This is a genomic window from Gilliamella sp. CG13 (assembly GCF_046635805.1).
Taxonomy (GTDB): domain Bacteria; phylum Pseudomonadota; class Gammaproteobacteria; order Enterobacterales; family Orbaceae; genus Gilliamella; species Gilliamella apicola_I.
This window is the reverse complement of record NZ_JBIDFM010000006.1, coordinates 83932-99100: the sequence shown is the minus strand read 5'-3', so window position 1 is coordinate 99100 and position 15169 is coordinate 83932. Positions and strand designations below refer to the sequence as shown.

The window sequence follows — 15169 nt, the reverse complement described above, 5'->3', positions numbered from 1 at the left end:
TATCTATTTAATTAGAATTTTTTCGTTTTATACCATTTTCTATCGACTAATTTATTCTCTAAGAATTGTTTAAATTCCATAAAATGAGCAGTCGTATTATGAAACTCAATGGCAGCTTGGTTTGCCCATATTTCTGAGAAAATAAAAATATGTTGGTTATTGGTATCCATACTGAGTTCATAACGAATGCAACCAGCTTCTTTTATGCTTTCATCCCGCACTTTTAGGGCTGCTTGCTGATATTCCGTTACCCACTCTGGTTTTACCTCATGTATTGCAATAATATTCAGCTCACACATCGATATTCCTTATGGTTATTCTCTATTTTGATTATGGTTTTCAAATCCTAAAAAGCCAATTAACCACCGTGATCACGGTCGTGAGCTATAAGCCTAATTGACTGATATTTTTTATTTATTTGATGCTTTCGAAGCCGCATGTTGTTGTTCTGCAAATTGGCGACGACCACCCGGACGTGGGACTAAATCTCCAAGCATCACTTCGTAACCACCATCAACCACAAGCTCAGTACCATTTGAATAATCAGAACGTTTACTTGCCAAATATAAAACAGCATTAGCAATATCAATGGTTTCACCAATACGACGGCTGGCAATCATACGAGTACGACCTTGTTCAACTTCTTTATCTTCATAGAATTTTTTTGATAAAGGTGTTTTGACAAAACATGGACAGACAGCATTACTGCGAATGCCAAATTGTCCCCATTCAGCAGCAAATTGTTTAGACATCATCGAAACTCCAGCTTTGGTTGAACTGTAAGCACCACTGTAAGTTTCAGGCGTGTGCGACGCCACCGTTGAGATATGCACCATACGACCTGATTTTTGCTCAATCATTAAACGCCCAAAGCGTTGAGACATAAGGAAATATCCTGTTAGGTTAATATTAACGGTAGTATTCCATTCATCAAGAGGAAGGTCTTCAATCGGACAAAAACGTAAAATTGCTGCAGTATTAACCAGTACATCACAACGTCCAAATTCTTGTTTTACTTTTGCGACCGCTGCATCTACTTGTGCTTCGTTAGTGGTATTACAGGCAAGACCGATTGCTTTTATACCATATTCATTACTTAACGATTTAGCGAGTTGTTGACATTTTGTTTCATCTAAATCGATAAGTACGAGATTCGCTTTTTGTTTGGCAAATTCACGGCAAATTTCGGAGCCCATGCCACCAATTGCACCTGTGATGACACAAACATCATTTTCTAATCCTAACCAACTTTGGCTCATAAAAACTCCTATTGTTCAACTTGATAACTTTTATTTATACTTTCTTCGCATATCTTTCTGTTTGATTAAATCTTAATGTCAAAGTAAGTACCAAATTATTTAACCTACTGTTTACTTTGATACAACACATCTAAAATATAACGTAACTGTTTGACATCTAATTGCCCCGGTGCTGAGGCATTTTTAGCTGCTCCAAATGTCATTGCTGAACCAAATGTTGTTCCTGCCACTCGGCTAATTGCCCCCAGCCCTGCCATTGACATGGTAATGATGGGTCTGGTTGCATATTTTTTATTCATTTCTGTGGTTGCCGCTAATAAGGTAAGGACGTCATCAGTGGTCTGTGGCATAACCGCAATTTTGGGAATATCAGCACCCAAATCTTGCATTTTACGTAATCGAGAAATGATATCGTTTTTCGCAGGTGTTTTTTCAAAGTCATGGTTGGATGTGACAACCAATACATTATGTTGATGCGCTACATTAATAATTTCTTTTACGTATTGATCGCCGATAAAGACTTCAACATCGATCAGGTCGACCAGTCCACTCTTAGCTATTTCTTTGTTTAATTCAAGATAATCGGTTAGTGGCCACGGTTTTACTCCACCTTCATTAGCGGTACGAAAGGTAAATAAAATAGGTTTGCTCGGTAATAAGGTTGCAATTTTTTTAGCAACAGTTTTCACAGCATCAATATTATCAACTTGGGTGAAGTGATCCACTCGCCACTCTAAAACGTCAAAATCTATCGATTGTAAAAATGTGACTTCATCAAGCAGTTCGGTTTCAGTTTTCCCCACAATTGGGACAATAATTTTCGGCGCACCCGATCCTATAACTAGATTTTTGGTTGTAACTGTTTTCATTTTATATCCTGTTGGTAAAAGATTATGTTTATAATGATTAATCTTATATTGTGTGATTCAAATCAGACAATAACATAAAATAATCTGCTAACTCATTTTTAATTGGATTATTAGGTAAAAAGATTACTTATCGACTAATCATTAAATCCCATTTTTTCTTTTACATACTCAATAGGTGCATCTTCACCCGTCCAAATTTTGATTTGCGCTGCACCTTGCCAAAGCATCATGCCAATCCCATTTAAGGTTTTACAACCTTGCTGTTCTGCGATTTCAAGCAATTTGGTCTTACGTGGGCTATAAATACAGTCTGTTACGACAAGATCCGGTCTTAACATCGTTGGATCAGTAATTAAACTTTGCCCTTCTAATGGTTTCATTCCAACACCTGTAGCGTTACAAAGTACTTCACTGGTGGCAATGGCTTGACGGAGTTGCTCTTTATCAGCAAGGTCGGTCACACTGACTTTACATGGTGTGTTTTCATTTAATTTTTTTGCAATTGCTTCAATTTTTGCATAGCAGTCATCTTTCTGATTGAAGATGGCGATCTCTTTCACACCATCAAGCGCAGCTTGTACTACAATAGCTGTTGCTGCACCGCCTGCGCCAAGAATCGTCATTTTTTTACCTATGACATCAATGCCTGCTTCTTTCAACATGCGCATATAGCCAATGCCGTCGGTGTTATAACCGGTTAATATGCCGTTATCATTCGAAATTGTATTGCAAGCCCCACTCATTTCAACCGCAGGTGTTAACTTATCAAGATATTGGCAAACCAATTGTTTATTGGGCATCGATACCGCACTACCTCGCAAACCTAAGGCACGTAGACCTTTTATTGCATCGGGTAATTTTTCTTGATCAACTTCAAAAGCCAAATAAACATAAGGGATATTTAGTTTTGAATAAATAGTGTTTTGCATTTGCGGTGATAAACTGTGACGTATTGGATAAGCCATTAAACCAATCAATAAATAATGGCCGTCAATATTATTTCTCATTTAAAACTCTCCACTACACGCTTTTTTTTCAATAAAGCGTTAACAATTAAGATTGTTCAGCAACACGTTTCAATAATGCACGTGTATCTTCAATATACATTTTAGCGCGTTCAATTGGGGATTTAGATAAAGCTAATTCGTCATTACAACATTCAATTGAAATCGGCATTTCAGGTAAAGCTTTCAACAAAGATACTAGGTCAATACCACCACGCCCCGGCGATAAACGATAGTTACGGGCTTGATAAAGTAGTCCTTCTGTGTCTTGAGGTTTTTCTTTAGTACCATCACACAGTTGCATATAACGCCAACAATCTTTAGGTACTTTTTTCAAATCGTCAAGGGTATTTGGACCTCGATCAAAATGCAGGGGATCAATTATCATACCTTGATTGTTTTGATTCGCTTTTTTTAGCAGTTCAATACCGGCATTGACGCCAGGGATGTTTGTCCATGGCATCGGTTCGATATTGATGGCAATGCCAAGGGGAGCGGCAATGTCACAAAGCTGGGCAAAATTATCGGCTAGTCGATTTTGATCGGGATCGTTACCCGCCAAAAGTACCTGACTGGCACCTAATCTTGCGCCCGTTTCCAGTACGGGTAAAAAGTTAATGACACGGGTATCGGGTTTTAAACGGAAGATTTCTATATCTAATACCTTAATTCCTGTCTCTTTTAAACGGCGTTCAATTTCTCGAACCAATGGCGTATCGCCGACGGTCGCATATACCGGTTCAGTTGGCGTAGCCGGTATAAGCCTCAAACCGACATGAGTATAACCCGCTTCTGCTGCAACGAGGACTTGGTTAGCAGGTGAAACATCTAAGACAGTTAACGCTGCCAATCCAATTGGACGGTTAGACATATCTTTCTCCTTAATTAAAAATTTAATTCATCTAAAGCATAAAATTAGTGTAATTTTTAAATAAGCCACATTATGATTCATTATTATATTTCTATAAATATAATGATTTCTATTAAAAATATCTATTATTTAAAATAGCCATTTATTCTGTAATTAGCAAGGATAAAAAAAGGATTTTTATCAAAATGAGATCTTTATCAATAAAAAATTAATCAGACAGTTATAAAAAATATGGGGAGTTTATTGAGCAATGTGTTGATTTTGCTTTTTATTTTAATCTGTCACTTAAAATCCATTTAGACGTCAACTATTTTTAGAATAATCATGGTTAAAAGTCAGCATTTACTATCAATTGCACTTTCTATAGTCATCCACTAAAATAATTAACTTTGTTTATTTAAGAGAATATATCTATGAATACAGTTTTTGAGCTTTTATCGTCAATAAACGCTGTGGTTATTGCGGTAATTTGTATGTTAATTTTATCTCTTTGCCGTGTTCATGTGGTAATTAGCTTAATTATTGGTGCCTTTGTTGGTGGTTTATTTAGCCATTTAACGTTAAAACAAACAATTGATGCATTCAATACAGGTATTAGCAATGGTGCAAATATCGCTCTTTCTTATGCTATGCTTGGTGCTTTTGCGGTTGCAATTTCAAAATCGGGATTGCCTGAATTATTAGCTGATAAAGCGGTTAAACAGCTGACAACGAGCAGTGCTAAAAAACGCATAAAATGGTTATTAATTATTATTATTGCGTTGGTCAGTATTTCTTCACAAAATATCATACCTATCCATATTGCTTTTATTCCACTGTTAATCCCACCACTATTATATGTGATGTCTCGATTACAGTTAGATAGACGAATGATTGCCTGTATAATGACATTTGGACTCATTACACCTTATATGTTCTTACCGGTTGGTTTTGGTAATATCTTTTTAAATCAAATTTTATTAAAAAATATCACTGCATCTGGCATGGATGTTAGTCATGTGAATGTAATGCATGCTATGGCGATACCAGCGCTAGGGATGTTTGTTGGGCTACTTTGGGCAATTTTTGTCAGTTACCGTAAACCAAGAGAATATAAAATTATTCGTGAAGAGACGAATTTAGAAACGGTAAATAGTGTAAATAAGCGTTCACTTATTGTGTCTTTATTGGCGATTGTTCTCTCTTTTGCTATCCAACTTTATACAGGTTCAATGATTTTAGGGGCGCTAATTGGTTTTATTTGCTTTATTGTTTCGGGAACCATTAAATGGGGTGAAGCAGACGGCGTTTTTACCGATGGCATTAAAATGATGGCCATGATTGGTTTTGTTATGATTTCTGCCCAAGGCTTTGCCGAAGTGCTAAAACAAACAAATGATATTGAACCGTTAGTGATTAACAGTGCTGCTTTATTCGCGGGTAATAAAGTTATTGCCTCATTTATGATGATGTTAGTCGGATTGGTGATCACGTTAGGTATCGGTTCGTCATTCTCGACGGTGCCAATTATTGCGGCAATCTATGTCCCACTTTGTATTCAACTTGGCTTTTCACCTATTGCAACAGTCTGTTTAATTGGTGCTTCTGGGGCGATTGGTGATGCTGGTTCTCCACCTTCTGACACCATTTTAGCAACGTCGGCTGGGCTTAATAGTGATGGTCAGCATGATCATATTCGTGATAGTGTTATTCCAACATTCACCCATTTTAATATCCCTTTATTTATTGCGGGTTGGGTTGGATCGTTAATTCTGTAATAACATCAATAAAGGCTGTCATTGCTTATGAATAACAAGTTATATCAAAATATCCGTGCGGTTTGTGCTCAGGCTATTTTTAATGTGTTGGAAGAAGGGCAATCGCTCAGCTCTGCATTGATGACTTTAAATCCTAGAATTACCGATAAAGATAAAGCGTTAGTTCAAGAAATCTGTTTCGGGGTAATGCGGGTATTACCTGAACTGAATTTCTATATTCATAGCTTGATGAACAAAGTGCTTACTGGTAAAAATAGAGTTTTACACTATTTATTGTTAGTGGGTGTTTACCAAGTTCTCTATACCCGTATTCCGGAGCATGCAGCAGTAGGAGAAACAGTTAATGCGGTTAAGGAATTAAAAAAAATTGCTCTCAAAGGATTAATTAATGGTGTGTTGCGGGAATTTTTGCGTCAACAAGCTGTTTTGACAAACAAATTTTCGCAAGACAGTAAACAAGACACCGCCCGAACTCTCCATCCGACGTGGTTACTAACGCGTCTTAAGCAAGCCTATCCACAGCAGTGGCAAGCAATTGTAGCGGCTAATAATCAAAAACCTCCGATGTGGTTGCGAGTGAATCTTAATCACTATTCAGTGAGTGAGTACCAACAACTGCTTACCGAAGCAGGTATTGAATCGCAAGTTTTTACCGATATACCTTCTGCCATTAGGTTATTACAACCTGTTAATGTAAACAAATTGCCCTATTTTTCTGAAGGTGCGGTGACAGTACAAGACTTGTCTGCACAATATGCGGCTTATCTACTTGCCCCGCAAAATGGCGAGCAAATTTTAGATATGTGTGCCGCCCCTGGTGGTAAAACTACACATATTTTAGAAGTCGCCCCAAATGCTCAAGTATTAGCGGTTGATGTTGATGCGAGTCGTGCTAAACGGATTAATGACAATTTAACGCGTTTAAAACAATGTGCTGAAGTGAAAGTCGGTGATGGATTAACGCCAGAAAAATGGTGCGCAGGGCGTCAATTTGACCGGATTTTACTTGATGCCCCATGTTCAGCTACGGGCGTTATTCGGCGTCATCCAGATATAAAATGGTTACGTCGTGATAGTGATATAGCCCAACTCACTGAGTTACAACATGCGATCTTAACGAATATTTGGTCTTATTTAAAAACAGGTGGTACTTTAGTCTATGCGACTTGTTCAATTCTTCCAGAAGAGAATAGATTGCAAATTGAGCGTTTTTTACATGAAAATAGTGATGCAAAATTGCAAGGCGAGGTGAAACAGTTTTTACCTACCGATAACGGCGGTGATGGGTTTTTTTATACGGTTTTAACCAAACATAGCTAACAGAACGTTTTAATGTGATGATGTCTGCCTCACGCTATATCATCACATTTTGTCATTAGCAGTAACTTTTTATCAATTCAGCTAATTCCTGACCATGTTTTAAGGCTTTGGTTTTTATTTCTGTTTTATCATCAAATGGTGATACACCATATAATAATGCTGGTGGAAGATATTCCATTTGTATATACAGAGACGAAAATTTTACTGATTCAAGAAAGTGGTCAATTAAATTTTCACCGTATTCTTGGTAACTTTTTTGCCCTATTGTTAAACTCTGCAATAACTTTTTACCTTTTAATTTATCACCTTGTGAGCCATAAGCAAATTGGTAAGTCAACACTTCATCAAACCATAACTTTAATATAGCTGGCATATTAAACCAATACATAGGATATTGAAGAATAATAAGATCATGTCTCAATAATGCGGCTTGTTCTTGTTCTACATCGATTTGATAATTAGGGTAAAGTTGATGTATATTTCGGATTTCAAGATCGGTAACAGTTTGCTGTAATGTCTCAATAATTGTTTTGTTAGCAATGGATTGCGCCATATTGGGATGGCCTAAAATCATTAATGTCATAGTAATTTCCTTTCCTTTTATGTAAAAAATGCACGTTACTCAATTGTATAAACTATATACTAGTATAAAAATAATACTAGTATAAACTAAATTATAGGTTAATTATTGGTCGCTTGGACAATTTTTAGTAGATGTGGTAAATTCTCGGTTTATTTTGTGTTATAAAGATATTTGTAATGGCTTATACTCTCACCTATAGTGATCTCCCCGAAAATATTCAAAACTGGCAAGGTTTACCATTATCTTTGAATGGTTGTGAAGTGGTTCCGCTTGACTATAATGCAGGTAAAACAGGTTGGATCATCTATGGTAAAAAATTAAATAAAACGATACTTTCAAAATTCCAAAATCAGTTGGCGATGCCAATGGTGATAGTTTCTTCTTGGAAAATTAAAACTTACCAAATTGTCCGGATTGCTGGCGTTATGCCTAAAAAGGCAAAATCTATTTCCCTAGCATTAGGCATTGATGTATCACCTATTGATAATTTACCCACCTTACACTCACCGGGTTTGCTTGTTATGGATATGGATTCCACGGCGATTAAAATTGAATGCATCGATGAACTTGCCAAATTATATGGTGTTGGACATCAAGTAGCGGCTGTTACCGAGCAAGCTATGCGGGGCGAGTTAGACTTTGCGACCAGCTTACGTAAGCGAGTTGCAACCTTGAAAGGAGCTCCTCAAGAACTCTTACAGCAAGTAAAAAATGGATTACCATTGACATCGGGACTGACTTATCTAGTTAAAGAATTACAAAAAAGAAATTGGTATGTCGCTATCGCATCAGGGGGATTTACCTATTTTGCCGACCATTTAAAACAAAAATTAAAATTGGTCGATGCGTATGCAAATGAGTTAGAAATCAAAAATGATAAATTAACCGGTAAAGTAACAGGTCAAATAGTCGATGCCAAATTTAAAGCTCGAACATTACAGAATTTAGCTGCATCGTTAGATATACCTATTGAACAAACGGTTGCTATTGGCGATGGTGCGAATGATTTAATGATGATTCGAATTGCAGGTCTTGGTGTGGCTTATCATGGTAAACCTAAAGTGGTTGAAAAGGCACGAATTAGCATTAATTATGCAGATTTAACTGGATTATGGTGTATCTTATCGACCAGTTTATTAAGTGAAGGTTAGGAGATTAAGTTGGCAAAAACCGTTAAACGTGCTTTTGTTTGTAATGATTGTGGTGCAGATTATCCTCGTTGGCAAGGTCAATGTAGTGCATGTCATGCTTGGAATACCATTACCGAAGTTAGGCTGGCAAGTGCATCATCACGCAATGATCGGTTAACCGGTTATGCAGGTAGTGGCGTTGGACAGGCAAAAATTCAAAAACTGTCTGAAATCAGTTTAGAAGCGTTACCTAGATTCTCTACCGGCTTTTCCGAATTTGACCGAGTGTTAGGGGGTGGTGTTGTCCCTGGTAGTGCTATTCTCATTGGGGGTAATCCGGGTGCCGGTAAAAGTACCCTGTTATTACAAACCATGAGTAAGCTTTCTACGCAAATGAACACCCTTTATGTGACGGGCGAAGAGTCCTTACAGCAAGTGGCTATGCGTGCTCATCGCTTAGGACTACCAACCGATAATATTAATATGCTGTCTGAAACCAGTATTGAGCAGATCTGTTTGCTGGCTGAACAATCACAACCTAAACTCATGGTTATTGATTCCATCCAAGTTATGCATCTTGCTGATATTCAATCATCGCCGGGGAGTGTCGCTCAAGTGCGGGAAACCGCTGCTTATTTAACTCGTTTTGCTAAAACCAAAGGCATAGCCATTATTATGGTTGGACATGTTACTAAAGATGGATCACTTGCCGGTCCTAAAGTCCTTGAACACTGCATCGATTGTTCAATTTTATTAGATGGTGATGCGGATTCCAGATTTAGGACGTTGCGTAGCCATAAAAACCGGTTTGGTGCAGTGAATGAATTAGGTGTTTTTGCCATGACCGAGCAAGGATTGAAAGAAGTCAGTAATCCATCAGCGATTTTTTTAAGTCGTGGGGATGAAATGCTACCCGGTAGCTCGGTGATGGTGTTATGGGAAGGGACACGTCCATTATTGGTTGAGATTCAAGCGCTGGTAGACCATTCAATGTATGGGAATCCAAGACGCGTAACAGTTGGGCTTGATCAGAATCGATTAGCCCTTTTACTGGCTGTCTTGCATCGGCATGGTGGATTACAAATGGCTGACCAAGACATTTTCGTTAATGTCGTCGGAGGTGTAAAAGTTACTGAAACCAGTGCCGATTTAGCATTGATTGCCGCCTTAGTATCAAGTTTTCGAAATCGTCCACTGCCACAAGATGTGGTTATTTTTGGCGAGATTGGCTTAGGTGGCGAGATTCGCCCTGTGCCAAGTGGTCAAGAGCGGATTTCTGAAGCGGCAAAACATGGCTTTAAAAAAGCGATAGTACCGATTGCCAATATGCCGAAAAAGAGACCTGAAAATATGCAAGTTTTTGGTGTCAAAAAAGTTTCTGAAGCTTTAGATATTTTGAATGATTTATAGCTAATTGGTAGATGCGTCTGTTATTTTGCCGATAAAAAATACCGGCAAAATAACAGTTGAATAAGCTATTTTAGATGATGTGTTAATAACAGATCTCATAACAAGGTTGATAAGCCGTTCCACCCGGTAATTTCATCCGATCTTGTTTAACAAAGCTACGTAATAAATCATCCAACTGTTTCATTATTTCCTTATCGCCTTGTAACTTATAAGGGCCTCGTTCAGCAATTTGTTTCATACCAAACTCCTTCACATTACCGGCAACAATTCCCGAAAATGCACGACGTAAATCAGCGGCTAATAATTCCACAGGCTGATCTTTGTGTAAATTCAATGAAGCCATATTCTCATGAATGGGTTCAAAAGGTTGTTGTAACGAACCATCAATTTTAAGGAGCCAGTTAAAACCGTAAGCATCACCTGTTTTTAAGCGTGAGGATTTTACATGTTTAACCCCTTTTTTCATAATACGCGCAACTTGTTCTGGGGAATCAATAATAATTTGATAAAGCTTGGTGGCTTCTTCGCCTAAGGTTTGACGAATAAAGTCATCAATGGCAGCAAAATAGCCTTCGCATTCTTTAGGGCCAGTTAAGATAAGTGGCAATGTCTGATCTTTATTTGCTGGGTTTAACATAATGCCTAAAATATAGAGCAGTTCCTCAGCAGTACCCGGACCACCAGGGAAGATAATAATACCGTGTGCCATACGGACAAAAGCTTCAAGTCGTTTTTCAATATCTGGCATGATGATAAGCTCATTGACCAAGGCATTAGGTGGTTCAGCGGCAATAATTGAAGGTTCAGTCATCCCAATAAAACGGCTATCTTTATAGCGTTGCTGAGCATGACCAACAGCGGCGCCTTTCATAGGAGCTTCCATAATACCGGGGCCACAGCCAGTGCAGATATTAAGCTCACGTAGCCCTAACTGCATGCCGACTTGACGGGCATAATAATATTCGTTTTCATTAATTGAGTGACCACCCCAGCAAACCACAAGATTAGGCTCTTCGCCGACATGTAGCGCATTAGCATTACGTAAAATCGAAAAAACCAGATTAGTAATATAATAGGAATGATCTCTATCAAGATTGACATTTGAAACTAGTTGTTTAACAGCACTGATTTGACTATTTAAAAAAAGAATATCGCGCAACACCGCAAAAAGGTTAGCTTGAATTGAACGGATGATGCGTTTATCTACAAAAGCACTTTCCGGCGCATCGATGAGCTCTAGCTTAACGCCTCGTTCTTTACTAATCACATTAATTTCGAACGATTGAAACCTATCTAATAGCTCTTTCGTATTATCGGTTTTACTACCCGCATTCAGTGTTGCCAATGAGCAATTTCGAAATAATTGATATAATTCACTATTTGCTGATCTCTTTAGAATATCCACTTCAGCTTGAGCGAGTAAATCCATAGATCCTAATGGACTTATATGGGTGGTAATCATCACAACCTCCATTTGACGGTTTTATCGACAAAGGAGTTATTATATACTCAAACAGATTGAATAAGTAAAGTTTATAAAATGAACTTTTTTCAATTTTATCGTAATTATCCTATTGAATAATTGAAATACAGCAAAAGGATTGATTTATCATAATTAAATTTATTTGATATTAATATACCTCTGACTTTATTTGGATGTAAATAAATCAATCAATTAATATTGTTGTGCTAAATGATTAATTTAAAGCGAATAATCGTTGAGAAAGCAGTAATTGTTATTCTAAATAGTTGAGAATGGTGAAAACAGTGATGAATCAACTTAACCTTATAATTTTATTCAGGATGTGTGAATTGATTAATTGATTATAGTCAAAAAATATTGTCTATGTTAGACTAAACCAAACTCTGAAGCTTTTTTACCTAAGTGTTGCCTTGGCCTGTTTCATATGGTGAATTAGCCGCGGTATAGCGCAGAAATGGCTATGCTTCCCGATTTGGATAAGGTGTTTTTTTTATATGCAATTAGTGGATAATTATCAGCGTCGATTTCAATATCTGCGCTTGTCGATTACCGAACTATGTAATTTTAAATGTCAGTATTGTTTACCCAATGGTTATCATCCGAATAAGCTTCACCATTTTTTATCGCTTAATGAAATTGATAATATTGTGTCAACATTTGCTGAGCTTGGTGTTCATAAAATTCGACTTACAGGTGGTGAACCGACATTACGTCGAGATTTTACCGAAATTTTGTCGGTTATTTCGGCTTATCCCAGTATTCGTGAGCTTGCAATCACGACCAATGGCACACGGTTATTAAAAAATATCAACCATTGGCATCAAGCCGGTCTAAATTCAATCAATATTAGTATAGATAGTTTTTCCCCTCATATATTTAAACTAATCACAGGTCAAGATAAGCTGAAAGAGCTGATAGCTGGCATTGAAAAAACGTTAGAAATTGGCATACCGAAAGTGAAGATTAATACTGTTTTAATGAAAGATCTCAATAGCCATTTATCTGATTATTTATCTTGGATTAAATACAGACCAGTTGAGTTGCGTTTTATCGAGCTTATGGAAACCAATGAAAGCCGTAATTTATTTCATCGTTATCACTTAGCTGGTCAATCAATTGAACGTCAATTAATTGAGCAAGGTTGGCAGTTACAACCGAAGCAAGCTCTATCAGGGCCGGCAAAAGTTTATGCACATGATGATTATCAAGGTAAAATTGGTCTTATCATGCCATATTCAAAAGATTTTTGTAAAAGTTGCAATCGATTGCGAGTGTCATCAATTGGGCAGTTACACTATTGTCTGTTTGGTGATTCGGCGATTGATTTACGTGATTTACTGGTCAGTGCAGACCAAAAAGCACAACTTAAATCACGCATTCTTGCCTCATTGGTAGTCAAACCAGAAAAACATCGATTACACGATAATCAAGTGGGTATGGTGCCTAATTTATCTTACATTGGTGGTTAATACTGCATTTTGTTTCGGGATAGTTGAAAGCTGCCAATGTGCTATTGCCCAATCTAACAATTGTTGTTGGGTTGCATCTTGCCAATCTTGTGGTATCTGTTGCCCTAAAAATTGCAGTGCTTGAATGGTTAATGAGGTTGGATTATCCAATTCGATTGGCTTAGCATGATTTTGTTTCGACAGTTTATTACCATTATGATCTAAGACGAGTGGTAAATGGCAATAGGTTGGCACGGTAAAGCCTAACTGTTGATAAAGTGATATCTGTTTTGCGGCAACCGGTAGCAAATCAGCACCACGAACAATTTCGGTAATGCCTTGCTGATGATCATCCAGAACGACGACCAAATTATAAGCAAATAGTCCATCTTTTCGGTGAATAATAAAATCTTCTTGCGCACTGGCTGGTTCAACTGTTTGTAATCCAAGAATGTTATCTTCAAATTCAAAGATTGGATGGGTTTGCTTTAACCGAATGGCTAAATGCTGCTGGTGGTTCGGGGTTAAATTTCGCTGACGGCAAAAGCCATCATAAATATGATTGGTAAGATGATGGATTCGTTGTCTCGAGCAGTCGCAATAGTAGGCTTGCTGTTTGGATAGTAATGATTGCAATACCGATTGATAACGTTCACTACATGTTGATTGGTATAGAACATCATCATCCCAAAACAGATTGAATATTTCTAATGTTTTTAAAATGAGTGAGGAAGCGCCTTTGACTTCGCGTGGTGGATCGATATCTTCAATACGGACTAACCATTTACCTTGATAAGCTTTAGCTTGTAAATAGCTACCGAGAGCCGTCACCAACGAACCAAAATGTAATGGTCCGGATGGTGAGGGAGCAAAACGACCAATATAGCACATGGGCTTATCTGGTAGTGTAATGTTTGAGGAAAGTAATTAAAATTACATTCCCATTTGTTTTTCGCGAAGTTCCGCTAACGTTTTACAATCGATACATAGATCCGCCGTAGGTCTAGCTTCAAGGCGACGAATACCAATCTCAACGCCACAAGATTCACAAAAACCAAAATCATCAGTTTCAATTTTCTTTAATGTCTTTTCAATTTTTTTGATCAGTTTACGTTCTCTATCGCGTGCTCTTAACTCTAGACTGAACTCCTCTTCTTGAGTTGCTCGGTCAGCTGGATCTGGAAAATTTGCAGCCTCATCTTGCATGTGCGAGACTGTTTTGCCCATTTCGCCTTGTAATTGCGCAAGCCATGCTTCTAAGATAAGTTTGAAATGTTTCAATTGCTTAGGGTTCATATACTCCTCGCCTTTCGCCTCTTTATAAGGCTCAAGCCCAGCAATTGAAAGCAGGCTAAGAGAAGATGTATTAACTTTTTGTTCCTTTTTCACAGCAATCCCCTTAAGTACAGATTATTTGCAAGCGCTAAACTATAGCAATAAATTAGCCATTGGCAAAATTTTTTTATGATTTTTTTTACATAATTAGAGCAAATTAACATAACTATATGTATTAATGTATATAATTATGCTATCCACTGTTTCATGTCATTTTTAGGACACTTAGCAACAAGATCTGACAATTTGTCATTATCGGGAAAGACGAGTTCTGGCTCAATATCAAAGAGTGGATAAAGGACAAACTCTCGGTTTTTCATGTGGTAATGCGGTATGGTTAATCGTTCACTATTGATAATCAAATCATCATATAAAAGAATATCCAAATCTAAAGTTCTTGCCCCCCAACGATTATCTTTGCGAACTCGCCCTTGTGATTTTTCAATCGATTGTAAGGCATCTAATAATTCAATTGGTGAAAGGCTTGTTATTAACTTAATCACTGCATTGAGATAATCATTTTGATCTTGTGGCCCTAAAGGTTTACTGCGGTAAAAAGGCGAGACTTCAATCAGTTGAGTATGAGGCAATTGAGTTAAAGCGGCTATTGCTCGATTTGCTTGAGCAAAAGGATCGTCAAGGTTACTTCCTAACGCAATATAACAAGTTGACATAATTAGATAAGTGAAATTTTAGATTA

The 15169-nt window shown here is 37.5% G+C and carries 15 protein-coding genes and 1 riboswitch; of the genes, 5 read left to right on the top strand and 10 right to left on the bottom strand.

Annotation, left to right across the window (positions count from 1 at the left end; translation table 11 throughout):
• Positions 1–11 precede the first annotated feature (11 nt).
• From ACGH6R_RS09350 to ACGH6R_RS09330, 5 genes are all read right to left on the bottom strand, one after another.
• Positions 12–299, bottom strand: a complete 288-nt coding sequence (locus ACGH6R_RS09350) for a putative quinol monooxygenase (protein ID WP_411599564.1) — start codon at positions 297–299, stop codon at positions 12–14.
• Positions 300–410: 111 nt separating this feature from the next.
• Entirely contained in the window at positions 411–1259 is an 849-nt protein-coding gene (locus tag ACGH6R_RS09345; protein ID WP_220216033.1) for an SDR family NAD(P)-dependent oxidoreductase, read from the bottom strand.
• Positions 1260–1363: 104 nt separating this feature from the next.
• Positions 1364–2128, bottom strand: a complete 765-nt coding sequence (gene aroD, locus ACGH6R_RS09340) for a type I 3-dehydroquinate dehydratase (RefSeq protein WP_411599562.1) — start codon at positions 2126–2128, stop codon at positions 1364–1366.
• 134 nt (positions 2129–2262) lie between these two features.
• Positions 2263–3135 (bottom strand): shikimate dehydrogenase, encoded by an 873-nt coding sequence (locus ACGH6R_RS09335; RefSeq protein ID WP_220216031.1) that lies wholly within the window; start codon positions 3133–3135, stop codon positions 2263–2265.
• 46 nt (positions 3136–3181) lie between these two features.
• On the bottom strand, positions 3182–4003 hold the full coding sequence (locus ACGH6R_RS09330) for a sugar phosphate isomerase/epimerase family protein (RefSeq protein ID WP_411599561.1): 822 nt from the start codon (positions 4001–4003) through the stop codon (positions 3182–3184).
• Between the two features lie 413 nt (positions 4004–4416).
• Here ACGH6R_RS09330 and ACGH6R_RS09325 point away from each other — a divergent pair, with 413 nt between their 5' ends.
• Together ACGH6R_RS09325 and rsmB are read left to right on the top strand one after the other, a co-directional pair.
• Positions 4417–5760, top strand: a complete 1344-nt coding sequence (locus ACGH6R_RS09325; protein WP_220216029.1) for a Na+/H+ antiporter family protein — start codon at positions 4417–4419, stop codon at positions 5758–5760.
• Between the two features lie 27 nt (positions 5761–5787).
• Positions 5788–7080: a 16S rRNA (cytosine(967)-C(5))-methyltransferase RsmB gene (gene rsmB, locus ACGH6R_RS09320; RefSeq protein ID WP_411599560.1), complete on the top strand. Its 1293-nt coding sequence runs from the start codon at positions 5788–5790 to the stop codon at positions 7078–7080.
• Positions 7081–7135: 55 nt separating this feature from the next.
• Here the strand turns inward: rsmB and ACGH6R_RS09315 are convergent, their stop codons facing one another.
• Entirely contained in the window at positions 7136–7663 is a 528-nt protein-coding gene (locus ACGH6R_RS09315; RefSeq protein WP_411590887.1) for an NAD(P)H-dependent oxidoreductase, read from the bottom strand.
• A gap of 176 nt (positions 7664–7839) precedes the next feature.
• On the opposite strand from ACGH6R_RS09315, the gene serB reads away from it, so the two are divergent.
• Together serB and radA are read left to right on the top strand one after the other, a co-directional pair.
• Entirely contained in the window at positions 7840–8814 is a 975-nt protein-coding gene (gene serB, locus ACGH6R_RS09310; RefSeq protein ID WP_267349584.1) for a phosphoserine phosphatase, read from the top strand.
• A gap of 9 nt (positions 8815–8823) precedes the next feature.
• Complete coding sequence (gene radA / locus ACGH6R_RS09305; protein ID WP_267349586.1) at positions 8824–10203, top strand: DNA repair protein RadA; 1380 nt, start codon at positions 8824–8826, stop codon at positions 10201–10203.
• A gap of 82 nt (positions 10204–10285) precedes the next feature.
• On the opposite strand, the gene ppnN is transcribed toward radA, so the two are convergent.
• Complete coding sequence (gene ppnN, locus ACGH6R_RS09300) at positions 10286–11662, bottom strand: nucleotide 5'-monophosphate nucleosidase PpnN (protein ID WP_411599575.1); 1377 nt, start codon at positions 11660–11662, stop codon at positions 10286–10288.
• 393 nt (positions 11663–12055) lie between these two features.
• A riboswitch (molybdenum cofactor riboswitch) is annotated at positions 12056–12186 on the top strand.
• Here ppnN and moaA point away from each other — a divergent pair.
• A complete protein-coding gene (gene moaA, locus ACGH6R_RS09295) occupies positions 12181–13155 on the top strand; it encodes a GTP 3',8-cyclase MoaA (RefSeq protein WP_267349588.1) in 975 nt (324 codons plus the stop codon). (Overlaps the previous riboswitch by 6 nt.)
• Here the strand turns inward: moaA and gluQRS are convergent.
• From gluQRS to folK, 3 genes are all read right to left on the bottom strand, one after another.
• Complete coding sequence (gene gluQRS / locus ACGH6R_RS09290; protein WP_411599558.1) at positions 13135–14025, bottom strand: tRNA glutamyl-Q(34) synthetase GluQRS; 891 nt, start codon at positions 14023–14025, stop codon at positions 13135–13137. The two genes, moaA and gluQRS, sit on opposite strands and share 21 nt — an antisense overlap.
• A 42-nt stretch (positions 14026–14067) precedes the next feature.
• The gene (gene dksA, locus ACGH6R_RS09285) at positions 14068–14523 is read right to left on the bottom strand and encodes an RNA polymerase-binding protein DksA (protein WP_065559802.1); all 456 of its coding nucleotides are present in this window, start codon (positions 14521–14523) and stop codon (positions 14068–14070) included.
• 134 nt (positions 14524–14657) lie between these two features.
• Positions 14658–15143 carry a 2-amino-4-hydroxy-6-hydroxymethyldihydropteridine diphosphokinase gene (gene folK, locus ACGH6R_RS09280; RefSeq protein WP_267360689.1) on the bottom strand — a complete coding sequence of 162 codons (486 nt, stop codon included), beginning with the start codon at positions 15141–15143 and terminating at the stop codon, positions 14658–14660.
• Between the last annotated feature and the right edge of the window lie 26 nt (positions 15144–15169).